Origin of the sequence: Novosphingobium sp. (assembly GCF_019748365.1) — a bacterium.
In the GTDB taxonomy this organism is placed as follows: domain Bacteria; phylum Pseudomonadota; class Alphaproteobacteria; order Sphingomonadales; family Sphingomonadaceae; genus Novosphingobium.
Window position 1 is genome coordinate 16,165 of the sequence record NZ_JAIEPN010000166.1, and the last position, 23,292, is coordinate 39,456.

At 65.2% G+C, this 23,292-nt stretch carries 22 protein-coding genes and 1 tRNA gene; 17 read left to right on the forward strand and 6 right to left on the reverse strand.

Translation table 11 applies throughout. The annotated features are described in order from the left end of the window. The first annotated feature begins 4 nt into the window (after positions 1-4). The 16 genes from rseP (at position 5) to K5Q19_RS18220 (ending at position 16,403) form a co-directional block, all read left to right on the forward strand. Entirely contained in the window at positions 5-1,117 is a 1,113-nt protein-coding gene (gene rseP / locus K5Q19_RS18145) for an RIP metalloprotease RseP (protein WP_292948167.1), read from the forward strand. A gap of 343 nt (positions 1,118-1,460) precedes the next feature. Further along, complete coding sequence (bamA, locus tag K5Q19_RS18150) at positions 1,461-4,013, forward strand: outer membrane protein assembly factor BamA (protein ID WP_292948204.1); 2,553 nt, start codon at positions 1,461-1,463, stop codon at positions 4,011-4,013. Continuing rightward, positions 4,013-4,735 carry an OmpH family outer membrane protein gene (locus K5Q19_RS18155; RefSeq protein WP_292948169.1) on the forward strand — a complete coding sequence of 241 codons (723 nt, stop codon included), beginning with the start codon at positions 4,013-4,015 and terminating at the stop codon, positions 4,733-4,735. Before bamA ends, K5Q19_RS18155 begins: the two co-directional genes overlap by 1 nt. 11 nt (positions 4,736-4,746) lie before the next feature. Then, positions 4,747-5,223 (forward strand): 3-hydroxyacyl-ACP dehydratase FabZ, encoded by a 477-nt coding sequence (gene fabZ, locus K5Q19_RS18160; protein ID WP_292948170.1) that lies wholly within the window; start codon positions 4,747-4,749, stop codon positions 5,221-5,223. 95 nt (positions 5,224-5,318) lie between these two features. After that, entirely contained in the window at positions 5,319-5,543 is a 225-nt protein-coding gene (gene rpmE / locus K5Q19_RS18165) for a 50S ribosomal protein L31 (RefSeq protein WP_292948172.1), read from the forward strand. Between the two features lie 108 nt (positions 5,544-5,651). Further along, positions 5,652-6,104, forward strand: coding sequence for a MarR family transcriptional regulator (locus tag K5Q19_RS18170; RefSeq protein ID WP_292948174.1), 453 nt, complete (start codon positions 5,652-5,654; stop codon positions 6,102-6,104). A gap of 197 nt (positions 6,105-6,301) precedes the next feature. After that, complete coding sequence (locus K5Q19_RS18175; protein WP_292948175.1) at positions 6,302-8,713, forward strand: TonB-dependent receptor; 2,412 nt, start codon at positions 6,302-6,304, stop codon at positions 8,711-8,713. Positions 8,714-8,907: 194 nt separating this feature from the next. After that, positions 8,908-8,984, forward strand: a tRNA-His gene (locus K5Q19_RS18180). Positions 8,985-9,078: 94 nt separating this feature from the next. Beyond that, positions 9,079-9,861 (forward strand): heme ABC transporter permease CcmC, encoded by a 783-nt coding sequence (gene ccmC, locus K5Q19_RS18185; protein ID WP_292948176.1) that lies wholly within the window; start codon positions 9,079-9,081, stop codon positions 9,859-9,861. 10 nt (positions 9,862-9,871) lie between these two features. Beyond that, complete coding sequence (locus K5Q19_RS18190) at positions 9,872-10,012, forward strand: hypothetical protein (protein WP_292948178.1); 141 nt, start codon at positions 9,872-9,874, stop codon at positions 10,010-10,012. Then, positions 10,009-10,467, forward strand: coding sequence for a cytochrome c maturation protein CcmE (gene ccmE, locus K5Q19_RS18195; protein ID WP_292948180.1), 459 nt, complete (start codon positions 10,009-10,011; stop codon positions 10,465-10,467). The genes K5Q19_RS18190 and ccmE overlap by 4 nt, the downstream gene beginning before the upstream one ends. 97 nt (positions 10,468-10,564) lie before the next feature. Next, on the forward strand, positions 10,565-12,514 hold the full coding sequence (locus K5Q19_RS18200) for a heme lyase CcmF/NrfE family subunit (RefSeq protein WP_292948182.1): 1,950 nt from the start codon (positions 10,565-10,567) through the stop codon (positions 12,512-12,514). Beyond that, a complete protein-coding gene (locus tag K5Q19_RS18205; protein ID WP_292948184.1) occupies positions 12,511-13,065 on the forward strand; it encodes a DsbE family thiol:disulfide interchange protein in 555 nt (184 codons plus the stop codon). The genes K5Q19_RS18200 and K5Q19_RS18205 overlap by 4 nt, the downstream gene beginning before the upstream one ends. Before the next feature lie 191 nt (positions 13,066-13,256). After that, positions 13,257-13,607: a cytochrome c-type biogenesis protein gene (locus K5Q19_RS18210; protein ID WP_292948206.1), complete on the forward strand. Its 351-nt coding sequence runs from the start codon at positions 13,257-13,259 to the stop codon at positions 13,605-13,607. After that, positions 13,604-14,296 (forward strand): tetratricopeptide repeat protein, encoded by a 693-nt coding sequence (locus K5Q19_RS18215; RefSeq protein ID WP_292948185.1) that lies wholly within the window; start codon positions 13,604-13,606, stop codon positions 14,294-14,296. Before K5Q19_RS18210 ends, K5Q19_RS18215 begins: the two co-directional genes overlap by 4 nt. A gap of 160 nt (positions 14,297-14,456) precedes the next feature. Next, complete coding sequence (locus K5Q19_RS18220; RefSeq protein ID WP_292948186.1) at positions 14,457-16,403, forward strand: KUP/HAK/KT family potassium transporter; 1,947 nt, start codon at positions 14,457-14,459, stop codon at positions 16,401-16,403. 201 nt (positions 16,404-16,604) lie between these two features. Here the strand turns inward: K5Q19_RS18220 and K5Q19_RS18225 are convergent, their stop codons facing one another. The 6 genes from K5Q19_RS18225 to K5Q19_RS18250 all read right to left on the reverse strand — a co-directional run bounded on the left by K5Q19_RS18225 (position 16,605) and on the right by K5Q19_RS18250 (position 22,595). Next, positions 16,605-17,177 carry a urate hydroxylase PuuD gene (locus K5Q19_RS18225; RefSeq protein ID WP_292948188.1) on the reverse strand — a complete coding sequence of 191 codons (573 nt, stop codon included), beginning with the start codon at positions 17,175-17,177 and terminating at the stop codon, positions 16,605-16,607. Positions 17,178-17,290: 113 nt separating this feature from the next. Next, entirely contained in the window at positions 17,291-17,938 is a 648-nt protein-coding gene (locus K5Q19_RS18230) for an inner membrane-spanning protein YciB (RefSeq protein WP_292948190.1), read from the reverse strand. Further along, a complete protein-coding gene (ftsY, locus tag K5Q19_RS18235) occupies positions 17,935-18,882 on the reverse strand; it encodes a signal recognition particle-docking protein FtsY (protein WP_292948191.1) in 948 nt (315 codons plus the stop codon). Before ftsY ends, K5Q19_RS18230 begins: the two co-directional genes overlap by 4 nt. Further along, the gene (locus tag K5Q19_RS18240) at positions 18,879-20,057 is read right to left on the reverse strand and encodes a MiaB/RimO family radical SAM methylthiotransferase (protein ID WP_292948193.1); all 1,179 of its coding nucleotides are present in this window, start codon (positions 20,055-20,057) and stop codon (positions 18,879-18,881) included. The genes ftsY and K5Q19_RS18240 overlap by 4 nt, the downstream gene beginning before the upstream one ends. A 10-nt stretch (positions 20,058-20,067) precedes the next feature. Continuing rightward, the gene (dapF, locus tag K5Q19_RS18245) at positions 20,068-20,877 is read right to left on the reverse strand and encodes a diaminopimelate epimerase (RefSeq protein ID WP_292948194.1); all 810 of its coding nucleotides are present in this window, start codon (positions 20,875-20,877) and stop codon (positions 20,068-20,070) included. 47 nt (positions 20,878-20,924) lie between these two features. Beyond that, on the reverse strand, positions 20,925-22,595 hold the full coding sequence (locus tag K5Q19_RS18250; protein WP_292948196.1) for an EAL domain-containing protein: 1,671 nt from the start codon (positions 22,593-22,595) through the stop codon (positions 20,925-20,927). A 274-nt stretch (positions 22,596-22,869) separates the two neighbouring features. Between K5Q19_RS18250 and K5Q19_RS18255 the strand changes: the two genes are divergently transcribed. Beyond that, on the forward strand, positions 22,870-23,292 hold a 423-nt coding region (locus K5Q19_RS18255), incomplete at its 3' end, for a signal recognition particle receptor subunit alpha (RefSeq protein WP_292948198.1).

Genomic DNA, 23,292 nt, shown 5'->3' on the forward strand with positions numbered 1-23,292 from the left:
TGCCGTGCAAAGCCCCGGGCTTCTGCTCACCGTGCTGGCCTTCGTGCTGGTGCTGGGGCCGCTCGTGTTCATCCATGAGCTTGGGCATTACCTTGTCGGCCGCGTGTTCGGCGTGAAGGCGGACAGCTTCTCGATCGGTTTTGGCAGGGAAGTGGCCGGCTGGACCGACAAGCGCGGGACGCGGTGGAAGCTCTCCGCGCTGCCGCTGGGCGGCTATGTCCAGTTTGCGGGCGATATGAATCCCGCCAGCACGCCGAGTGCCGAATGGCTCTCGCTGCCCGCCGAGGAGCGCGAGCGCACCTTTCAGGCCAAGCCGGTGTGGCAGCGGGCGCTCATCGTGCTGGCGGGGCCGCTCACCAATCTCTTGCTGGCTGTGGCGATCCTTGCCGGCTTCACGCTCGCCTATGGCAAAGTCGTCATTCCGCCCGTGGTGGGCATGGTGCAGGAAGGTTCGGCGGCGGCGAAGGCCGGCGTGCAGCTGGGGGACCGCGTTGTCTCGCTGCAGGGATCCGAGATCGACAGCTTCCTCCAGATTCGCCTCGCCGTTGCGCAGCATCCGGGCGAACCGCTTGAGCTCGTGATCGAGCGCGGCGGACGGCGCATGGCGCTCCCGGCCGTTGCCGCCTACAAGGAAGTCAGCGACCGTTTCGGCAATACGCAGAAGATCGGCTATCTCGGCATCGGCCCGGCCTCGGCCGAGCGCGTATCGGTCGGGCCGGTCGAAGCAGTCGGCGATGCCGTGGTACAGACGCGCGATATCATGGGCATGATGATCACCGGAATCGGCCAGATCATTACCGGCAAGCGCGAAATCAAGGAGCTTGGCGGGCCGATCAAGATCGCCAAGTATTCGGGTGAACAGCTGGTTTCGGGCTGGGCGAACTACGTCTGGTTCATCGCACTCATCTCGATTAACCTCGGGTTCATCAACCTCTTGCCAATTCCGGTACTCGATGGCGGTCACCTCGCGTTCTACGCGATCGAGGCGGTCAGCCGCCGGCCGGTCAGCCAGCGCGGGCAGGAATGGGCCTTCCGCACGGGGCTTGCTCTGGTCGCCGCGCTGATGCTGTTCGTGACCTTCAACGACGTTGCGTCACTGCGCGTTTTCGGAGGGTGAGGAGAGCTGCGTCGGTCCGGTTTGTTTCCCGCTCTATTGCGGGACAGTTGGGGAAGCCGGATTTTCCACAAAATGCGGGGCAATTACGGTCTGCTGCGGTGTGCTTGCTTGATTGGCGGGCCTGCATCGGGCAGGAGGCGGCATCGCGGGGCGTGACGGAGTGTTGCCGTCGCGCGCCATGGTGCGGGGCGGAGCGGCACAAGTCGCTTCGCTGCACGAAGAAACGGGATGGCGCTTGGTGATGAATGCTTGCAACTTGCCCCTGACCGCGCGTGGTGGGACCAGCCAGAGTCATCTGGCCGCCACGCTTGCGGCGCTCGCGGCAACGACCTGCCTCGCCGGCATGCCCGTGATTGCCTCCGCGCAGACGGTACCGGCGCCCGCTGCTCCGGCAACCCCGGCTGCGGCACCTGCACCTGCGCCCGCTCCGGTTGAACTCGTCCGCTCGATCACCATTTCGGGTGCCCAGCGCCTCGAAACCGATACGATCCGCTCGTACATCCGCCTCAAGGAAGGCGACAGGTACACGCAGGCCGCCGCCGACCAGGTTCTCAAGGATCTCTACGCCACCGAGCTTTTTGCCGACGTCCAGGTGCGTGACAATGCCGGCGACGTGGTGATCGAGCTCAAGGAAAACCCGGTCGTCAACCGCATCATCCTCGAAGGCAACAAGCGCCTGAAAGAGGACAAGATCCTGCCCGAGATCAAGCTTTCGGCGCGCCAGATCTTCACCCGTTCCAAAGTGCGCGCCGACGTCGCCCGCATCATCGAGCTCTACAAGCGTCAGGGCCGTTTCGCCGCCTCGATCGAGCCCAAGATGGTCATGCTCGATCAGAACCGCGTCGATATCGTGTTCGAGATCAGCGAGGGCCCGAAGTCGCGCGTTCGCCAGATCAACATCATCGGCAACACGAAGTTCTCCGCCAGCCAGCTGCGCGGCGAGATGGTGACCAAGCAGGCGCGCGTGTTCCGCGTGTTCTCCAGCGGCACCAGCTACGATCCCGATCGCCTTGCCTTCGACCAGCAGAAGCTGCGCCAGTTCTATCTGACCAACGGTTACGCCGATTTTCGCGTCGTCTCGGCGGTCGCGGAACTGACGCCGGACAAGCGCGATTTCATCATCACCTACGTGGTCGAGGAAGGGCAGCGCTACCATTTCGGCGACGTAAAGGTCGATAGCCAGCTGCGCGATTTCGATGGCGATGCGCTCGCCAAGCGCCTGCCGCTCAAGCCCCAGCAGTGGTACAACGCCAAGCTCGTCGAGGACACCGTCGACAGCCTGACCGAGACGGCAGGCAGCTTCGGCTATGCTTTCGCCGACGTGCGGCCGGACTTCAATCGCAACAAGGACGACCTGACGATGTCGGTCACCTTCCGCATTGCGGAAGCGCCGCGCGTCTACGTCGAGCGGGTCGACGTCAACGGCAACACGCTGACGCAGGACAAGGTCGTGCGCCGCGAGTTCCGCGTCGCCGAAGGCGATGCGTTCAACTCGTTCCAGATCAAGCGCTCGTCGAACCGCGTCAAGTCGCTCGGCTACTTCCAGGAGAAGTTCGAGGTCGAGCAGAAGCCCGGTTCCGCGCAAGACCGCATCATTCTGGAGGCCAACGTCGAGGAAAAGCCCACCGGGCAGCTCCAGCTTTCGGCCGGTTTCTCCAGTCTCGAGAGCTTCATCTTCCAGGCCTCGGTCCAGCAGAACAACTTCCGCGGCCGCGGTCAGACGATCGGCCTTTCGGGCGATATCTCGCGGTTCTCGCGCAGCGTCCAGGTGAGCTTTACCGAGCCCTATCTCTTCGATCGCAACGTATCGCTTGGTGTTGATATCTATCGCCGCGATTTCAACAGCTTCAACTTCTTCAACGCCAACCGCAACACCACCTACAAGCAGTCGACCACCGGCTTCCAGGTCCGCGCCGGTCTGCCGCTGACCGAGTACATGTCGCTGATCGGGCGCTACACGCTCAATCTCGAAAACGTGACACTCGACCGCGATACCTATTACCTGCCCGATGCCAACGGCAACCTGCAGTGCTCGATCTTCCTCGCAGGTCGCTACCTGTGCGACGCGATCGGCAAGCGCACCAGTTCGATCATCGGTGCCAGCATCGTCTACGATGCGCTGGACAATCGCCTGCGCCCGACGAGCGGCTCGCAGTTCGTGCTCGGCGTCGATGTCGCGGGTCTTGGCGGTTCGGTGCGCTATGCCCGTATCAACGCCAATGCCTCGCGCTTCTTTTCGCTGGGCAAGGGTTTCGTGTTCTCGCTGCGCGGGGAGGGCGGGGCGATCAAGGCGCTTGGCAACCGGACGAACGATCCCACGATCGACAACGTGCGCCTGACGGACCGCTTCTTTCTCGGCCAGCCGCAGCTGCGCGGTTTCGACATTCGCGGCGTCGGTCCGCGCGTGCTGCGCCAGTTTTTCAGCGGCTTCGATCCGCGTGATGGCAGCGGCGGCACGATCAGCAATGATCGCAATCAGTGGGTCGATGACGCGCTTGGCGGCAAGATCTACTATCTCGGCCATGCCGAGCTCGAGATTCCGCTCGGCTCGGGCGCGCGTGAGCTTGGCCTCAGGCCCTCTATCTTCGTCGATGCGGGTGCGGTGTTCAGCGTTGCCCGGCCTGCTGTGTCCGGCACGACTTTGTTGTATCAGGACAACGTGACGGGCCGGCTCACCACCGCTCCCACCGATTCCACCGGCAGGGCCAACAACATAGCCCAGAAATTCAACGAGATCTTTGCCGGGGACAGTCCGAAGCCCCGCATTTCGATTGGCTTCGGCGTCAACTGGAACTCGCCGTTCGGTCCCTTCCGGATCGACGTGGCGAAGGTCCTCAGCAAAGTCGACGGCGATGACCCCCAGACAGTCAACTTCAACGTAGGAACCCAGTTCTGATGCAAAACCGTACTATCGCGGCGCCGATCGCCGCAGTGGCCGCCGCCATCGCGCTTGGCGCGGCGCCTCATGCCATGGCGCAGGCTGCGGCCGCTCCGGCGGCAAGCACCCCCGGTGGCATCGTCGCCCCCGGCATCGCCTATGCCAACGCCCAGGCTGTGGTCGGCGCTTCGGCGGCCTACAAGACCGCGATGGTCCAGCTGCCCGTGACCTACAAGGCGCAGATCGATGCGGTGAACACCCGCCGCAACCAGATCACCGCGCAGCTCAAGCCGCTCTATGACAAGTTCGAGGCGGACCAGAAGGCTGCGAAGCCCGATCAGGCGGCGCTCCGCACGCAGGCCGCGCAGATCCAGCAGATCGAGCAGGCCGCCGAGCGCGAGATCCAGCAGATGGCCGAGCCGCTGAACGTGGCCCAGCAGTACATCATCGAGCAGATCAGCGACAAGCTCACCGCCGCCACGCAGGCTGCGATGACCAAGCGCAAGATCACGCTCGTGCTCGATTCGCAGAGCGTGCTGAAGGCCGATGCGGTCTACAACCTCAATCAGGATATCCTGACCGAGCTCAACACGCTGATCCCCAGCGTGCAGCTCGTGCCGCCTGCCGGCTGGCTGCCGCGCGCGCAGCGTGAAGCTGCGGCGCAGCAGGCTGCGGCGCAGGGCGCTGCTCCGGCTGCTGCTCCCGCCGCGCCTGCGGGCAAGGCCCCCGAAGGCCGCTGAGGCAAGCGGGAATGAGCGAGATTTCCGGAGAAGCCGGCGTTTCGGCGCCGCTCAGCCTGGACATCCGGGGGGTGATGGCGGCGCTGCCGCACCGCTATCCCCTCCTGCTCGTCGACCGCGTGGCCGAACTGGTGGTGGGGGAGCGCATCCACGCCATCAAGGCAGTCTCGATGAACGAGCAGTTCTTCCAGGGGCACTTCCCGGGCCGCCCGATCATGCCCGGCGTGCTCCAGATCGAGGCGCTGGCGCAGGCCGCCGGCGTGCTCGCGGTGGAGACGCTCGGCCTCGCCGGCACGGGCAAGCTCGTCTATTTCATGGCGATCGAGGAAGCCAAGTTCCGCACGCCGGTGGAGCCGGGCTGCCTGCTCGATCTCCACGTAGAATTCACCCAGAAACGCGCCCGCGTCTGCAAGTTTGCCGCCAAGGCAATGCTGGGCGAGAAGATCGCGACCGAATGCAGCTTCACCGCGATGATCGCGGATAGCTGAACGGTTGCCTTTTGCGGCCAAACCGCTTAAGGGCGCGCCTTTCCGAGATTCCCAGAGGCCGGTCGGAACCGGCTTCGCCTAGTGGAGCGAGACCCATGAAAGCCAATACCCACCCCGATTACCACATGATCAAGGTGCAGATGACCGACGGCACCGTGTTCGAGACCCGCTCGACCTGGGGCAAGGAAGGCAACACCATGGCGCTCGAAATCGATCCGCTGTCGCACCCGGCGTGGACCGGCGGCACCCGCCAGCTCGATCAGGGTGGCCGCGTTGCCCAGTTCAACAAGCGCTTCGGCGGTCTCACGCTCAAGAAGTGAGCGCTGGTTTCGGATCAGCACGGGAGGGGCGGCTTCGGTCGCCCTTTTTCGTGAAACGGACCTGTTCCGCCTCTTGCCATGGCGGCGCGGCGGATTGAAAGAGCGCGCATGGCAATCCTGACCAACGCACTGGACAACCTGCTCGGCTACCAGATGCGCCGCGCCACTGCGGTGCTCATGGCCGATTTCGTCCGCACGCTGTCCGATTTCGATATGCGCCCGGCGGAGATCACCACGCTGCTCGTCATTGCCGAAAACCCCGATTGCTCGCAAAGCGAAGTGGGTGAGGCGATCGCGATCAAGCGCGCCAACATGGTGCCGATCATTGCGCGCCTGATCGAGCGCGGCCTCGTGGCCCGCACCCGCGTCGATGGGCGCAGCCTTGCCCTCAGGGTGACCGACAAGGGCGCCGCGCAGGCGGCGGAAGCCTGGCGCCGCATTGCCGAGCACGAGGCCCGGTTCCGCGACCGGCTGTCCCGTGAAGACCTTGCAACCGTGCTCTCCGCGCTTCCCGTTCTGCGTTCGGCAGTGGAAGAGGGCGGCTCCGGCGACGGGCAATAGAAAATTACATCCGATGTGCGACTAACCATCGGTACTGTAACCTGAAAGCACAGGTAGCGGAGAATCTGCGCACTCCTCTCATTTTTGTCGGTTTGTGGCGCTTTGGGCTGCTGCCACACCTCTCCCTGAAGCTGGGACTACGCACCGCAGAACCAAACTGCGGGCCCCGGCCGTCCATTGGATGAGAGGAGAATGGCATGCGGTATACGCGCGTTCTTGGCTGGTCGTCGCTTGCGGCGGTCGCTGTTTCCCTGGCAGTGCCTGCCCATGCGGCAGATGCAGCCGAAGCTGCTGCGGAGGGTGGCAGCGGGGTTGAGGCAACCGGCAAGGATGTCATCATCGTGACCGCCACGCGTCAGGCGGCGGACAAGCAGAAAGTCGGCGTCGCGCTTACTGCGATCACGGCGGAAGACATCGCGCTGCTCGCGCCGCGCTCGCTGCTTGATATTCAGGGCACCGCCCCCAACGTGTTCATCGGTAGCGGCACCGCCGCACCGGGGCAGAGCGCCATCTTCATCCGCGGTCAGGGCTATGCCGATGTGGAAAAGACCCAGAGCCCGCCGGTCGGCGTGATCCAGGACGGCGTGTTCTTCGGCAACAACACCGGCCAGTTGCTCGATATGTTCAACGTCTGCTCGGTCGAAGTCGACCGCGGGCCGCAGGGCATTTTCTACGGCAAGAACACCACCGCCGGCCTCATCAACCTCACCCGCTGCGCGCCCACGCGCAAGCTCGGCGCCAGCTTTGAACTGGGCTATGGCTCGTTCAACGAGTTCTATGGCCGCGGCGTGCTCAATGCGCCGCTGGGTGACAAGGGCGGCATCGCCTTCTCGGGCCAGTATCGCCGGATCGACGGTATTCTCAACAACGTCTTCACCAACCGCCGCGCCGGTGGTTCGGAATACCGCGCCTTCAACCTCAAGGTGAACTACGATCTCGCCAGCTGGCTGAATGCGGACCTCAGCCTCGATCACATCCACCAGGAAGGTGGCGGCACCCCGGTCCAGTTCGGCAACAAGCTGAGCGCCGCGATCCTCTCCGGCGGCAACCCCTCAGCGATCTGGCCCAACTACAACCCCGAAACCGGCAGCCCCGACGGCCTCAAGCCGCGCGAGATCGGCAACAACCTCAATGCTGACCGGGACCGCCTGAACACCAACATGGCGAGCCTCATCCTCAAGGCAAAGACGCCGATCGGTGAGCTCGTCTCGCAGACCTCGTACATGTCGTCGGGCGACACGGTAAATCAGGACTTCGACGGCACCTGCCGGGGTGCTGCGGGCTGCACCAGCGTCGGCAACCCGCTGCTGGCAGCCACAGGCAGCCAGCTGCTGACCAACCGTGACCAGACCTACAAGCAGTTCACCCAGGAACTTCGTCTGCAGGGCAAGGCGGGGGATGGCCTCGTCGATTACATCGTGGGTGCGTACTACTACAACCACAAGATCACGCTGCACCAGAACACCAACGCGGTGATCGACCAGTTCTCGGCCGAAAAGGATCACAGCTGGTCGTTCTTCGGGAATGTGGATATCAATCCCACCCCGACGCTCAAGATCTCGGGCGGTGTGCGCAACATCTTCGAGGCCAAGCGCTTCGACACGCGCTATACGCTCACCCTGCCTGCGCCGGTCGGCACGATTCCCATCGTGGGGCCGATCAATGATCGCCGCAGCTGGCAGAGGCTGATCACCCGCTTCAACATCCAGTGGCAGGCCACGCCCGACGTGCTGCTTTATGCGAACCGGTCCGAAGGTTTCCGTTCGGGCGGCTTCTCGATCCGTGGCACCTTGTCCGAACAGCAGGTAGGCCAGACCAACTGCGGCCCGGCCCCCTCGGGCGGTGGAGGCAGCCTTGTGGCGGCCGCCGCGCTCGATTGCTCGGGCAACAACTTCCTCTCGTTCCTGCCGGAAACCAACACGACCTATGAAGCCGGATTCAAGACCCGCTTCTTCAATCGTGCGGTCACCTTCAACGTCGCTGGCTTCATCAACGACATCAAGGACTTCCAGCAGTCGCAAGTCGTGGTGACGCCGAACTATGGCCCCGGCACGAACACCTATGTGGTCAGCTTCCCCAAGGTCCAGATCAAGGGTCTCGAGTTCGAGCTTGATCTCGATGCCGGCAAGCTGAGCGATCCGCTGAAGGGCCTCTCGCTCTCCGGCACGCTGGGCATTCAGGATGCCAACGTGAAGGACGGCCGGGTCAACGGCCAGACCTCCTCGATTGGCCCCGGTGCTCAGGCGGGCGCCCCCGGCACCACCGCCGATTTCACCGGCGTGCTGCTCCAGCGCGTGCCTGAGACAAGCTACACCATCCGCGGCAGCTATGTCCGCGATCTGTCTGACGACGCAAAGGTCTCGTTCACGGTCGGCTACTCGTGGCTGAACAGCTTCTCGCTCGGCACGTTCGGCACGCTGAACGACATCCAGCCGAGCTACGGCCTGCTCGATGCCTCGGCGACGCTCAACTACAAGGGCTACTTCCTGCGCGTGGCGGGCAAGAACCTGACCGATGTGGCCTACCGTACGCAGTCGCTGCCCACCGTGTTCTTCCAGGGCTGGGCGGCCCCGGCGACGGTCACCGTCTCGATCGGCGCGAAGTTCTGATCGCGGCGCTGCTCTGAACAGGAAACCCCGGCGGATGGCCTCCGCCGGGGTTTTTTGATTGGGACTGCCGCTCCACGCTGCGCCCGCGATGACAAGGGGCAGGCATCCCCGCAAGATTCCGCTTCCCAAATCGCGCTCATTCTGCAAAAGCGCGCCTCCGCAGTGTCGATGCGTCGGCGCAGCGCTTTCGTGTGGCGATCGTAGCTCAGTTGGTTAGAGCGCCGGTTTGTGGTACCGGAGGTCGTGGGTTCGAACCCCATCGATCGCCCCATTTTCTCCCCAGCGTGACGCGGTTGCAGCCCCTGTACTTAGGTTCAGGCGCGCTAAGCTCTTGCTCCCTCTGCGGGCAGGTGGCAGAGGAAGAGGTGCGCGGACAGGTTCGACTGTACCGCCAGCTTTACGGACGTTGCTGCCTCCCCATGCACGGCTTTGCCAATCCTGCCCGTTTCCTGCGCATGGCGCGCTGGCTGATGCCGTTGATGCTGGTGCCGGGGCTGCTCCTTGCCTTCGGTGCGCTGGCCTGGGGCCTGTTCATGGTCCCGCCCGATCGGCTCATGGGCCAGACGGTGCGCATCCTCTTCATCCACGTGCCTTCGGCGTGGCTCGGCATGGCCGGCTGGTCGACCATCGCGATCGCGAGCCTCGTCGAACTCGTCTGGCGCCATCCACTGGCGGGCATCGCGGCGCGCGCGGCAGCGGTCCCGGGGGCGGCGTTCACCGCGATCTGTCTTGCCACTGGCTCGATCTGGGCACGACCCACGTGGGGCACTTGGTGGGTCTGGGATGGCCGCCTCACCAGCTTCCTGATCCTGCTCTTCCTCTATTTCGGCTATATCGCGCTGGCAGGCGCGGCGCAGCGCGATGCCGCCGCGGGCGAGGGGGCGAGCCGGGTGACCGCGATCTTCGGCCTTGTCGGCGCGGTCAACATCCCCATCATCAACCGTTCGGTGGTGTGGTGGAACAGCCTGCACCAGCCGCCTTCGATCACCGCGGGCAAGTCGTCGATCGATGCCACGTTCCTGATCCCGCTCCTCATCGCGGCGATCGGGTTTACCCTCATCTTCGGCGGTGTGGTGCTGGCGCGCATGCGCATGCTGCTCGCCGATATCCAGACCGAGGCGCGCCTGCGCCGCAAGGCGCTTGGCTAAGCGACGCACAATGCACGAAAAGCTTGATCAATGGCAATTCGTGATGGCGGCGCTCGCCATCGGGGTCATCGGCACACTTGTCCTTGTGGGCTGGACCCTTTGGGCCATGAAGCGCGCCGAAGCGCGCCGGGATAAGGCTCGCGGCAAATGAACACCACCACCATCAAACCCAAGCACCAGCGCCTTGTCCTCATCGTGCTCGCGCTGGTCGCGCTGATCGGCGCAGGGCTGCTCGCCGCCTATGCGCTGAGCAAGCAGGCCGCCTATTTCTACCTGCCGAGCGAACTGGCCGCCAAGCCGCCCGAAGCGGGCCGCGCGGTGCGCCTCGGCGGCATGGTCGAGAAGGGCTCGATCCGCACGCAGGCGGACGGCGTCACGATCAACTTCATCGTCAAGGACGACAAGGCACGGGTGCCCGTGCGCTTCTCGGGTATCACGCCGGACCTCTTTGTCGAAGGCTCGGGCGTTGTCGCCGAAGGGCGCATGGAAGGCACCACCTTCGTGGCCGACAATCTCCTCGCCAAGCATGACGAGAAGTATGTCCCGCGCGAAATGAAGAACATGAGCACGGCTGAGGCCAAGGCCGTGATCGCGGAGACAAAATGATGGGGCGAAAAACAGGGACAGTCCCCAGTTTCCGATGTGCAAGGACGATGAATGCTGAAAATGGGGACTGTCCCTATTTTTCGCTCGAGCGCTTCGCATGATTGCCGAACTTGGCCTTGCGGTCCTCTGGATGGCGGCGGCGCTCGCTGTCCTGCAACTGGTTGCCGGCGCGCTCGCACTGCGCCCCGCGACGGCACATCTGGCCGGCATCGTCCGCCCCGTGGCGATCCTGCAGGGTGCGCTCGTTGCTGTCGCTTTCGCTTCGCTGATCTGGCTGTTCCTCAGCACCGATCTCTCGGTCAAGCTGGTCGCGGAAAACAGCCATTCGGCCAAGCCCTTCATCTTCAAGCTGGCGGGCACCTGGGGCAACCACGAAGGCTCGATGCTGATGTGGGTGACGATCATGAGCCTTGCCGGCGGCTTCGTCGCGCTCATCGAAAAGCGCCTGCGCGAGGAAACGCTGATCGCGACGCTCGCCGGGCAGGCCTTCGTCAGCCTCGGTTTCTATGCCTTCCTGCTGCTCGCCTCGAACCCGTTCACACGCCTCGCCGAACCTGCGCCCGAAGGCGCCGGGCTCAACCCGCTGCTGCAGGACATCGGCCTCGCGTTCCATCCGCCCACGCTCTACGTCGGCTATGTCGGGCTCTCGATCGCCTTCAGCTTCGCGGTCGGCGCGCTCGTTACCCGCGATGTCGGTCCCGCCTTTGCGCGTGCGATGCGGCCCTGGGTGCTCGGCGCATGGATCTTCCTGACGCTCGGCATCACCGCAGGTTCCTACTGGGCCTACTACACGCTCGGCTGGGGCGGCTGGTGGTTCTGGGACCCCGTTGAAAACGCCTCGCTGATGCCCTGGCTTGCCGCCACCGCGCTGCTCCATTCGTGCAGCGTGCTCGCCGCGCGCAATGCGCTGCGCACCTGGACGGTCATGCTCGGCGTGATCGCCTTCTCGATGTCGATGGTCGGCACCTTCCTCGTGCGCTCGGGCATACTTACTTCGGTCCACGCCTTCGCGGTCGATCCCACGCGCGGCTCGTTCATCCTTGCGCTGCTCGCGATCTATATCGGCGGCGCGCTGCTGCTGTTTGCGCTGCGCGCCAACACGGTGACGGAAGGGGCGCGCTTTGCCGTAGTCAGCCGCGAATCGGCGCTCGTGTTCAACAACGTGATGCTCTGCGGCATTCTTGGCATTGTCCTTGTCGGTACGCTCTATCCGCTGCTGACGGAGGCGATGGGCGTCAAGGTCTCGGTCGGCCCGCCCTATTTCAACCCGGTCTCTGCCGTCTTCGCGATCCCGATGATGCTCGTCATGGCGGTCGGCCCGGTCCTGCGCTGGCGTGAGGACACGGGCGGCCGGATCACCTGGCAGATCGCGGTCCCCGCGCTGGTGACGGCGGCGGCGCTGCTCGCGGTCGAGCTGCTGTTCGCGCCGATCAATCTGCTGCCCGCGCTCGGCCTTGCCATTGCGCCGGGCCTTGCGGTGGCCTCGGTCCAACCGCTTGTTGGCCGCAACTTGCGCCGCACGCCGCTCCCCATCTACGGCATGGTCATCGGCCATCTTGGCATTGCCGTCGCCCTGTTCGGGATGGCGAGCGAAGGCGCATTCTCGACCGAGCGCCTCGCCGCGATGAACCCGGGCGATAGCCAGCAGGTTGGCCCGTTCAAGGTCACGCTGCAGGCGATCGGCCCGGTCGCCGGGCCGAACTGGACCGCGCTCGAGGCGACCGTTGCCGCCAGCTACGCGGGCGCTGCGCCGACCGTGCTTAACCCGCAGGCGCGCACCTTCGCCAATCCGCCGGGCAACCGCACCGAAAGTGCGCTGCTCACCCGCTGGAACGGCCAGCTCTACGCCGTGCTGGGCGAAGAGGGTGAGGATGGCCGCTGGCAGATGCGCTTCTGGTGGAAGCCCTTCGTGCCGATGATCTGGTATGGCGGCGCGCTCGTCGCGCTGGGCGGCCTGCTCGCGCTGCTCGGCCGCGTGGCGCGCGATGTGAAGCGGCTCGTGGCGACCGACAAGATCGCCTACCGCCGCGAAAGGCAGGGCAGATGAGCGATGCGACGCCGAAAAAGGGCCCCGGTCTTGCCGTCTGGCTGCCGCTCGGCCTTTTCGCGGGTTTCCTCGCGCTGGTGATCGTCGGGCTCTACTGGCCGGCCGACCGCGAGGTTTCGAGCGCCTTCATCGGCAAGCCGCTCCCCGCGTTCGATCTTCCGCCGGCATCCGATGATCGCCCGGGCCTTGCCACTGCGCAGTTCAAGGAAGGCGGCAAGCCGCGCCTTCTCAACGTCTTCGCCAGTTGGTGCGTCCCCTGCAAGGTGGAAGCGCCGCAGCTCGCCGCGCTGGCGCAGCAGGGCGTCGAGATCGACGGCGTCGCCATCCGCGACCGCAAGGAGGATGTCGCCGGCTTCCTCGCGCAATATGGCAACCCCTTCAAGCGCATCGGCAAGGATGATTTGAGCCAGGTCCAGCTCGCGATCGGATCGTCCGGCGTGCCGGAGACTTTCGTCGTCGATGGCAAGGGTATCATCCGCTACCAGCACATCGGCGATATCCGGCAAGAAGATATCCCGCTGATCCTGCGCAAGCTGGCGGAGGCGCAGTGATGGGCAGCACCCATTCGCTTCGATACACCCACCTTCCTCGTCATTCCCGCGGAGGCGGGAATCCAGAGCGGCGGGCGCTGCGTTTGCGGACCTGGATCCCCGCCTTCGCGGGGATGACGAAGGTTTGTTTGGTCACACTCGTTGCCGCACTCGCCGCGCTCACCCTCACCGCCCCGCTCGCTGCGCAGGACATGCTGCCGCCCGCGCCCTATGCCTACAAGCAGCTCGCCGATCCCGCGCAAGAGCGCAAAGCGCAGGCGCTGATGGAAACGCTGCGCTGCCTCAAGTGCCAGAGCCAGTCGATCGCCGATTCCGATGCGCCGATGGCGGGCGACATGCGCCATCAGGTGCGCACCCGCATCGCCGCTGGGGAGGAGCCAGAGGCGATCCGCCAGTGGCTGATCGAACGCTACGGCGATTACGTGAGCTATACGCCGCAAGTGAAGCCGATCACCTGGCCGCTGTTTGCCGCGCCGCTGCTGTTCCTCGCGCTGGCGGCATTCCTGCTGCGCGGCCGTTTTCGCCGGAGGAAAGGCGCATGACCTGGGTCGTCATTCTCGTCATCGCGCTTGTTGTTCTCGGCGTGATGATCTTTGTGTTCAAGCTGCCGCGTGCCGGGTGGGAAATCACGGCTGCCGCGCTGCTCTTCGGCATTTCGGGCTACGCGCTGCAGGGCCACCCCTCGCAGGCGGGCGCGCCGCAGGCCCCGGTCGAGAACGCCAAGCTCGCCGATCAGACGCTGATCAAGGAACGCCAGCAGATGGGCGCGGCCTTCGGGCAGGGCCAGTCATGGCTGATCCTGGCTGACGCGCTCACCCGGCAGGGCCAGTTTGGCGCCGCGTCCGAGGTGCTGCGCAAGGCCATCGCCAAGTCTCCGCAGGATGCTGACTTGTGGGTCGCGCTCGGCAATGCGCTGGTCGGCCATACCGATGGTGTGATCACGCCTGCCGCGCAGTTTGCCTTCCAGAAGGCGGCGAACATCGCGCCCGATCATCCCGGTCCGCCGTTCTTCATGGGCCTCGCGCTCGCGCAGTCCGGACGTTTCCCCGAAGCGCGGGCCATGTGGGCAGAGCTGCTCGCCCGCTCGCAACCCGATGCGCCCTACCGCGCAGACCTGCAGGCCCGGCTGGAGCGGCTCGACTCGCTGATCGCCGAGCAGGCCCAGATGCAGGGCGCCATGGGCGGCGCTCCGGCGGCCCCACTGCCCGGCGCCAAGCCGTCTCAGCAATAGTTATTAAAAACCAATATCTTATTGCCCGCTATCGGCGCTACTGACACCCGTGTACATCCCATTGCGAGCACCATGAGGCAGTGCTAAAGCGCGCCGCCGTTTGGGGCATCTGTGCTATGGCCGAGGTGGGTGTGGCCGGGTGCCCGGGGACTTGCTGACAATGAACGAAGCCGTGGTTGACGCTGCACCGGAGAGCGGAGGGCAGAGCGCCCCCTGCGCTGCCGAAGCTGCGCCCGCGACGAAGACCGTCGGCGGGCTCAGCCTCGCGGTCGGCGCCATTGGCGTCGTCTTCGGCGATATCGGCACCAGCCCGCTCTACGCGCTGCGTGATACCTTTGCCGGCCACCACTCGCTCCCGCTTGATCGGCTGCATATCTACGGCATCGTCAGCCTGATGTTCTGGTCGATGATGCTGATCGTGACGCTCAAGTACGTCACCGTCATCATGCGCGCGGACAACAAGGGCTCGGGCGGCAGCCTTGCGCTGCTGGCGCTCATCAACCAGCAGGCCACCGGCCAGCGCTGGGGCAAGGGGATCATCCTGCTCGGCGTCCTTGCCACGGCGCTGTTCTACAGCGATTCGATGCTCACGCCTGCTGTCTCGATCATGAGCGCGGTGGAGGGCATGTCGGTCTACAACCCGTCGCTCCATGGCCTTGTCGTGCCGATTGTGGTTGCCATCGTGATCGGTCTGTTCGCCAGCAAGAGCCAGACGACGGGCACGCGCCTCAACTGGGCCTCGCGCTGGGCGGGCCCGTTCATGCTGCTCTACTTCGCCACGATCTCGCTGCTCGGGCTGCGCAGCATCGCGGCCGATCCGCAAGTGATCTGGGCGCTGTCGCCGCAATGGGCGCTGGCAATGTTCATGGCCGATCCCTGGCACGGATTCATCGCCATGGGCACCGCCGTGCTCGCGGTGACGGGTGCGGAGGCGCTCTATGCCGACATGGGCCAGTTCGGCCGCGTGCCGATCCGCGTTTCGTGGCTGGTCTTCGTGCTGCCTGCGCTGGTGCTCAACTATCTCGGGCAGGCGGGGCTGCTGCTGCGTGATCCGATGGCGGTCCACAGCCCGTTCTTCATGCTGGCCCCGCCGGGTTTCGAATGGCCGCTGCTGGTAATTGCCACCACCGCCGCCGTGATCGCGGCCAAGGCGGTCATTTCGGGCGCGTTCCTCGTCACGCAACAAGCGATCCAGCTCGGCTTCATCCCGCGGATGACGATCCGCCACACCTCGACCAGCATCGGCCAGATCTACATTCCGGCGATCAACTGGGCGCTGATGATCGCGGTGATCCTGCTCGTGCTGGTGTTCGAACGCTCGCGCAATCTCACCGCCGCCTATGGCATCGCGGTGACCGGCGCGATGCTGATCGACAACCTGCTGCTGGCGGTCGTGCTGTTCAAGCTGTGGCGCTGGAAGCCGATCTTCGCGCTGCCGCTGCTCGCGCTGTTCTTCGTGATCGACGCGACCTACCTCGGTGCCAATCTGGCCAAGATCCCCGATGGCGGCTGGGTGCCGCTGCTGATGGGCGTGGCGATCTTCACCCTGCTCACCACCTGGTCGCGCGGCCGCGCGCTGATGCGCCAGAACATGGCCGAAGGCGCGCTGCCGCTCGAGGTGTTTACCCGCTCGGCCCACAGCAGCGCGGCACGCGTGCCGGGCACGGCGGTGTTCATGGCCTCGGCCGCGGCGGGGGTACCCTCGGCGCTGCTCCACAACATCAAGCACAACAAGGTGCTGCACGAACGCGTGGTCGTCCTCACCGTGCAGATCGCGGATGTTCCGATGGTCGAACCGGCGGACCGCGCCGTGGTCAAGGACTTCGGGCAGGGCTTCTACCGCCTGATCCTGCGCTTCGGCTTCATGGAGGAGACCGACGTCCCCGCCGCGCTCTGCGGCCTTTCGGTCTGCGGCGAGCCGTTCGACATGATGCGCACCAGTTTCTTCCTCTCGCGCCAGACGCTGATCCCGGCGGATGTGCCGGGCATGGCGCTGTGGCGCGAGATGCTGTTTGCCTGGATGCTGCGTAACGCGGCGGACGCGATGGGCTTCTTCCGCCTCCCCACCAACCGCGTGGTCGAACTCGGCAGCCAGCTGAAGATCTGAGCGGCTGGAGTTCCGGACAAGGCTCAACAGGTTTCGCGCAGAGACCGCAGAAATCGCAGAGAGACAAGACTGCTTGCGGCGCAGCCGCGATCATTTCCCTCTGCGGTCTCTGCGCGAGCCATTTTTTCTCGCCCCGAAATGCAAACGGCGCGGGAACCCTAAGGCACCCGCGCCGCTTGACCGCAACCGAAGCTGAAAAGATCAGCCCAGATTCGCGTTCACCATGCAGTAGATCATCGGGATCGACAGCAGCAGGTTCGTGCGGCTGGCATAGAGCGCGCGCGGTGCGGCAGCGGCCTTTTCTTCCGCCGTCGCCTCGACGATGCCGAGGATCTTCTTCTGCGCGGGCCAGATGATAAACCACACGTTGAAGGCCATGATGATGGCCATCCACATGCCGACACCGATCAGCTTGACGTTGCCTTCGCCGCTGAAGGTCAGCGCTTCATGGCCGTAGCCGTCGACGATCGAGATGCCGAGGCCGGTGATCAGCGTGAGCAGCGCGCCATAGCGGAAGAAGAAGAACACCTTGGGCGCGATGTGCCCGGTGATCGCGCCCTTCTGCTCGGCAGGGATCTTCGGCATGGTCGGAACCTGCACGAAGTTCAGGTAGTAGAGCAGACCGATCCACAGGATGCCGAAGAAGGCGTGGGTCCAGCGAAATACCGAGTTGCTGTCAACCGGCGCGCTGGCGTGGAAGGCGATCATCACGCCGATGGCAACGGCCAAGCCGACCACTAGCACGAGATGCAGATTTCCAAAGAACTTTGCCATTTATGTTTCCCCCGAAGAGATGGTTTTTTGATGGCTGTCCGGCCACCCAGCCGGTCCGACGTGGTTCATATGCGGGTTTTGGCCCGTTTGTCATTGTATTTTGGTGCCAAGCGTCAACCGGCAGGCGGGTTCTGCTCGACTTCGGCTTCAGCGTCTTCGCCAAGGCCATGGCGCAGCAACATGGGGATCTGTGCGAAGGTGAACAGGAACGAGAGTCCGCTCACGCCCCACAGCTTCACCAGCAACCAGGTGTCGAACGACAGCGTGTGGCGCAGCACTTCGTTGAGCCCCGCGAGGAACAGGAAGAACCACGCCCAATTGCGCGAAAGCTTGAGCCAGCCCTCGTCCGAAAGCCCGTCGAACGCGCTTTGCAACAGCGTGCGCAGCATGGCCTTGCCGCGAAACAGCCCGCCGAACAGCACGGCGGCAAACAGCAGGTAGATCGCGGTCGGCTTGATCTGGATCCACACCGGATCGCCGAGGAACACCGTCAGTGAGCCGAAGCCGATGATCAGGATCGTCGAAAGCCACAGCATCGGCGAGACATGGCCCAGCCGCCACTTCGAGATGATCAGCGCGGCGACGGTGGCGATCATGAACACCACGGTCGATTTGGTGACAGCCACCACCGCGCCGAGGCTCTGGCTGTCCGCATCCTTCGGGCTGAAGTAGCGGTAGGCGAGGAAGAACACGAGCAGCGGGCCGTAATCGACCGCAAGGTTCACCCAGGATGATTTGGGTTTGGGCTGGCTCTCGCTCACCGCAGCACTCCTGCAATTACCCGCGCGACAAGATCGGGATCGAAGGGCCTGAGGTCGTCGATCTTTTCGCCCACGCCGATGGCATGGATGGGAAGGCCATACTGCTCCGCCGCCGCCACCAGCACGCCGCCGCGCGCGGTGCCGTCGAGCTTGGTCATGATCAGGCCCGAAACGCCGGCCACTTCCTTGAAGATCTCGATCTGCTGCAGCGCGTTCTGGCCGTTGGTCGCATCGAGCACGAGCACCACGTCATGCGGCGCCTCCGGATTGAGCCGGCCCAGCACGCGGCGCACCTTGGCGAGCTCGTCCATCAGCTCGCGCTTGTTCTGCAGGCGGCCTGCGGTGTCGACGATCAGCGCGTCGATGCCCTTGTCGGTCGCCGCCTTCACCGCGTCGAACACGATGGAAGCCGGATCGCCGCCCTCCGCGCCCGAGACGATCTCGATCCCCAGCCGGTCCGCCCAGACGCGCAGCTGGCCGATGGCGGCGGCGCGAAAGGTATCGCCTGCCGCCAGCATGACCGAATAGTCCTGCTCCTGAAACAGGTGCGCCAGCTTGGCGATGGTGGTGGTCTTGCCCGATCCGTTGACCCCGATAACGAGGATCACCTGCGGGCGCGGGAAGGCCACGATCTCCAGCGGCTTTGCCACCGGGCGAAGGATCGCGGCGATCTCTTCCGCCACAGCTTCGGCCAGCGCCGCCTCGTCCACGCCCTTCTCGAAGCGCGCGGAAGCGAGCTTGGCGCGGATGCGCGAAGCCGCGCGCGGGCCAAGGTCGGAGAGGATCAGCGCGTCTTCCAGATCGTCGAGCTGCGCGTCGGTGAGGCGGGTGCCGCCGGCAAGGCCTGCGAGGTTCTCGGTCAGGCGTTCGGAAGTCTTGCGCAATCCCCCCAGCAGGCGATCCGTCCAGCCGCTTTCGGTGGTTGCACTCTCGTCGGGGGTCATTCCAGCAGGCCTTCGCGAATTCGGGTCGGTGTCAGCATAACGATCTCGCCCGGCGCGGTGCCTTCGGGCAGCCGGTAGGGAGCGAATTCGGGGGAATGGCCGGTTCCGTCGCGCTCGGCAAGCACTTCGCGCGTGGCGCCGATCAGCCCCTCCAACCAGCGCGCACGCGTTGTGGCAACAGCCGCGCGCACTTGGGCCGCGCGCTCGCGCACCAGCGGAGGCGGCACCTGCGGCATGCGCGCGGCGGGTGTGCCGGGGCGAGGGGAGTAGGGAAACACATGGCCGTGGACGATCTCGCAGTCCGCCACGATGGCGACATTGGCGGCATGCATCGCCTCGTCTTCGGTGGGGAAGCCTGCGATAAGGTCCGCGCCGATGGCAATATCCGCACGCTTGGCGCGCAGCCGCTCGCTCAGCGCCACGGCCTCGGCGCGGGTGTGGCGGCGCTTCATGCGCTTGAGCGTGAGGTCATGCCCCGCCTGCAGCGAAAGGTGGACATGCGGCATCACCCGCGCCTCGCCGGTGATCAGTTCGAACAGCAGGCCGTCGATTTCCACCCCGTCGAGCGAGGATAGCCTGAGGCGCGGCAACGCCGGGAAGGCGCGCAAGATCGCCGCGACCAGATCGCCCAGTTTCGGCGCGTCAGGCAGGTCCGCGCCCCAGCCGGTCACATCCACCCCGGTCAGCACCACTTCGCGCGCGCCGGCGGCAAGGTGCCCTTCGACCGCGCGCAGCACAGCGGCAACGGGCTGTGAAACGCTTCTGCCGCGCCCTGCAGGAATGATGCAAAAGGTGCAGGCATGATCGCACCCCGTCTGCACCGGCACGAAGGCACGGGTCCGGCGGGTTTCAGGCGAGGGGAGGGGCTTGGCCCGCGCCTGCCAGGCTGCCGGATCGAGCTTGGCCGCATTGGCCACCACGCCGTCCACTTCCGGCATGGCCGTGAAGTCCTCCGGCGCGATTGTCGCCGCGCAGCCGGTCACCAGCAGCCGCGCATCCGGGTTCGCGGCCCGCAGCCGCCGCACAGCGCGCCGCGATTGGCGGACAGCTTCTGCCGTGACTGCGCAGGAATTGACCACGACCGTGCGCTGCGGCGCCTCCGCCACCATTGCGCGGATCGCCTCGCTCTCGGCCAGATTGAGCCGGCAGCCGAGCGTGACCACCGCCTCGCTCATCGGATCCTGCTCACAGCGGGTAGGCATCCTCGTCGAAAGTCCCGGCAAAGCTGAAGGCTGCGGGCCCCGACATCAGGATCGTGCCGCCCGGTTTCCACGTGATCTCGAGCGGGCCGCCGGGCAGATCGACGCGCACGGGAGCCGTCACCAGTCCCCGCCGGATCGCCAGCACCGCGGCCGCACAGGCGCCGGTCCCGCAGGCCCGTGTCAGGCCCACGCCGCGTTCCCACACGCGCAGCTTGATGTGGCGCGGCCCGACAACCGAGGCGACGCCGACGTTGACCTTTTCCGGAAACAGCGGGTCCGTCTCGATCATCGGCCCCAGCTGCGAGAGCATGACGGCATCGGCATCGGGCACGAAGAACACCACATGCGGATTGCCGACATTGACGGCAGCCGGGTTTTCCAGATCGTCCCAGCCGACCGGCATGGACAGGGTATCCATTGCATAGGCCAGCGGGATTTCGTCCCAGCCGAAGCGCGCCGGCCCCATGTCGACACTCGCGCCGCTCAGCGTCGCGGTCGAGGCGATCGTGCCGCCCAGGGTTTCGATCCGCTGCTCGCCGCCCAGCAACAGCCCGACCGCGCGCGCCGCATTCCCGCAGGCTTCCACTTCGCTGCCATCGGCGTTGAAGATGCGCATGCGCACGTCGGCGTCTGCAGAAGGCTCCAGCACGATCAGCTGGTCGCAGCCGATCCCCGTGCGCCGCTCGGCAAGCGCGGCCGCGCGCGCCGCGGACATGGCGACAGGCACGTCACGCGCATCGATCACGATGAAATCGTTGCCGAGGCCGTGCATCTTGTGAAACGCGACAGACATCGCGCCCGTCTAGGGGCCAGCGCGGCCCCACGCAATGGTCTCGGGGGTCAGGCGATCCGCGCGCTCGGCGGCTCCGATGCGCTGTCGTCCTGCGGCTGCGGCCCCAGCAGGCCAAGCTCGGCAAGCTCGCGCTTCACTTCGTCTGCGGAGGCGGGCTGGCCATAGAGATAACCCTGGCCCTTGAAATGGCCGAAGCGGCGCAGGGCGGAAAGGACTTCCGCGCTTTCCACCCCTTCTGCCGTGATCGGCAGCGCCATGCCCCGGCCCAGCGACGAGATGGCTTCCACGATCGAGGCACTTTCCGCGCTGCGCGCCAGCGAAGAGACGAAGCTGCGATCGATCTTGATGCGGTCGAAGGGCAGCGTGCGCAGCTGCGCGAGGCTTGAGTAGCCGGTGCCGAAATCGTCGAGACTGATGCGGATGCCCTGATTCTTGAGGCTGGTGATCAGCGAACGCACCACAGCGATGTTCTCATGGAGGCACGTCTCCGTGATCTCGATTTCCAACCGGGTCGGTGGGAAGTTCGCCGCCACAAGCATCTTCAGCAGGCGCTGCGCAAACCACGGATCGCGTAGCTGCAGCGGCGAGATATTGACCGAAAGCGTCAGGCTTGCGTCCCATGCCTTGGCATCTTCCAGCGCGATTGTGATCAGCGCTTCAGAAAGCTCCGCAATCAGGCCGATTTCCTCCGCCACCGGGATGAACACGTCCGGGTTCACCATGCCGTGGCGCGGCGAAATCCAGCGCGCCAGCATTTCGAAGCCGGTGATCTCGCCAGTCTCGAGGTCGATCTGCTTTTCATAGTAGGGCACGAATTCGCCGCGCTTCAGCCCGTCGCGGATGCCCTGCTCAAGCTCGCTGCGGAAGCGCAGTTCCTTTTCCATGGTCGGTTCAAACCATGCGAACCGGTTCCGGCCGCGCCGCTTGGCCTGATACATGGCAAGATCTGCGCGGTGGAGCAGGTCCTGCGCGACTTCGCTCGCCGCCCGTTCCGCGCTGCGTGCGCCCACCGCAATGCCGATCGAGGCCGTCACTTCCGCGCGCAGCCCGCCACAGATGATCGGTTCGGCAAGGCCATCGTTGATCCGCACCGCCAGCCGTTCGATGGCGGTTTCGCTGTCCGGAGCGAAGATCACCGCGCAGATGAACTCATCGCCACCGAGCCGAGCAACCACGGATCGGGACGGCATCAGCGCCTCGATGCGCCGCGCGGTCTCGATCAGCACCGAATCGCCCGCCTTGTGGCCGAGCAGGTCGTTCGAGCGTTTGAACTTGTCGAGGTCGATCATCATCACCGCGACCGCCTCGCCGCTCTCCGCCGCCTCGTCGACCAGCCGCGCGACGGCATCGTCGAGGCTGCGGCGATTGAGGCAGCCGGTCAGCGCATCGGTCCGCGCAAGGCGCGTGGCATTTTCCTCGGCCTTGCGGCGTTCGGCGATTTCGGTTTGTAGTTCGGCATAGCGGCGCCAGCCGAAGATCAGCAGCGCGATGTTGAGGATGAGGGCGTTGGTCAGCAGCACGTCCGGGCTGCCGACGCCGTAGATCCAGCTGCGGGCAATGCCGGTCAGCACCGTCGATCCTGTCCCGACGAACAGGAAAATGGCCGCCACGAGGATGCCCAGCGCGACGAGATCACGCTCCGCGCGCTTGAGCGGCGCGACCTTGCCCGCCGCTTCGGTCCTGTGATGCTCAGCCTGCGCCATGATCGGCTTGCCCATTCCTTTCGGGTCCAATCCGGATATTAGGCCATTCGGGCTGAAGTTTCGGTTAAGGTCGCCTTGCCGGAGGAGCTTCTCCCCGCGCTGGCGTTGGGACTTGCGCCGCAGCGCCATTTCGCGTAGGCGCGCGGCTCTGATCGGTAGTTTCGGCTGCCGGTTCAGGGTAGTTTGATCCCGGTTTCCGTGCTGGACGCCATACGCTGGTCGGCGAGGTTTCGCCCACCGGCGTTTTTCGCGTTTTGCGGCAGGTTGCCGGGAAAAAGGAGCGTAAAGCGTGTTCGATAGTCTGTCAGACCGGCTTGGAGGCGTCTTCGATCGCCTGCGCGGCCGCGGCGCGCTGCGCGAGGAAGACGTTCAGGCCGCCATGCGCGAAGTGCGCATCGCGCTCCTCGAAGCCGATGTCGCGCTCCCGGTCGTCCGCCGCTTCATCGATTCGGTGACGGAGCAGGCCACCGGCCAGCAGGTGCTGAAGTCGGTCACCCCCGGCCAGCAGGTCGTCAAGATCGTCAACGACGCGCTGGTCGAGATGCTCGGGTCGGAAACCGCCGATCTCGATCTCGCCGCCACGCCGCCCGTTGTCATCATGATGGTCGGCCTCCAGGGCTCGGGCAAGACGACCTCGACCGCCAAGATCGGCAAGCTGCTCAAGGAAAAGCAGGGCAAGAAGGTCCTGATGGCCTCGCTCGACGTCAATCGT

Bases quoted from the DNA above. Each gene is read 5' to 3' on its own strand.
- K5Q19_RS18190 (WP_292948178.1), top strand. From the start codon at position 9,872: ATGCACGAAAAGCTTGATCAATGGCAATTCGTGATGGCGGCGCTCGCC.
- K5Q19_RS18205 (WP_292948184.1), top strand. From the start codon at position 12,511: ATGAGCGATGCGACGCCGAAAAAGGGCCCCGGTCTTGCCGTCTGGCTG.
- K5Q19_RS18220 (WP_292948186.1), top strand. From the start codon at position 14,457: ATGAACGAAGCCGTGGTTGACGCTGCACCGGAGAGCGGAGGGCAGAGC.
- bamA (WP_292948204.1), top strand. From the start codon at position 1,461: ATGCCCGTGATTGCCTCCGCGCAGACGGTACCGGCGCCCGCTGCTCCG.
- rpmE (WP_292948172.1), top strand. From the start codon at position 5,319: ATGAAAGCCAATACCCACCCCGATTACCACATGATCAAGGTGCAGATG.
- K5Q19_RS18200 (WP_292948182.1), top strand. From the start codon at position 10,565: ATGATTGCCGAACTTGGCCTTGCGGTCCTCTGGATGGCGGCGGCGCTC.
- K5Q19_RS18210 (WP_292948206.1), top strand. From the start codon at position 13,257: ATGCTGCCGCCCGCGCCCTATGCCTACAAGCAGCTCGCCGATCCCGCG.
- K5Q19_RS18240 (WP_292948193.1), bottom strand. From the start codon at position 20,057: ATGAGCGAGGCGGTGGTCACGCTCGGCTGCCGGCTCAATCTGGCCGAG.
- K5Q19_RS18250 (WP_292948196.1), bottom strand. From the start codon at position 22,595: ATGGGCAAGCCGATCATGGCGCAGGCTGAGCATCACAGGACCGAAGCG.
- K5Q19_RS18215 (WP_292948185.1), top strand. From the start codon at position 13,604: ATGACCTGGGTCGTCATTCTCGTCATCGCGCTTGTTGTTCTCGGCGTG.
- K5Q19_RS18155 (WP_292948169.1), top strand. From the start codon at position 4,013: ATGCAAAACCGTACTATCGCGGCGCCGATCGCCGCAGTGGCCGCCGCC.
- ftsY (WP_292948191.1), bottom strand. From the start codon at position 18,882: ATGACCCCCGACGAGAGTGCAACCACCGAAAGCGGCTGGACGGATCGC.
- dapF (WP_292948194.1), bottom strand. From the start codon at position 20,877: ATGTCTGTCGCGTTTCACAAGATGCACGGCCTCGGCAACGATTTCATC.
- K5Q19_RS18170 (WP_292948174.1), top strand. From the start codon at position 5,652: ATGGCAATCCTGACCAACGCACTGGACAACCTGCTCGGCTACCAGATG.
- ccmE (WP_292948180.1), top strand. From the start codon at position 10,009: ATGAACACCACCACCATCAAACCCAAGCACCAGCGCCTTGTCCTCATC.
- K5Q19_RS18225 (WP_292948188.1), bottom strand. From the start codon at position 17,177: ATGGCAAAGTTCTTTGGAAATCTGCATCTCGTGCTAGTGGTCGGCTTG.
- fabZ (WP_292948170.1), top strand. From the start codon at position 4,747: ATGAGCGAGATTTCCGGAGAAGCCGGCGTTTCGGCGCCGCTCAGCCTG.
- K5Q19_RS18175 (WP_292948175.1), top strand. From the start codon at position 6,302: ATGCGGTATACGCGCGTTCTTGGCTGGTCGTCGCTTGCGGCGGTCGCT.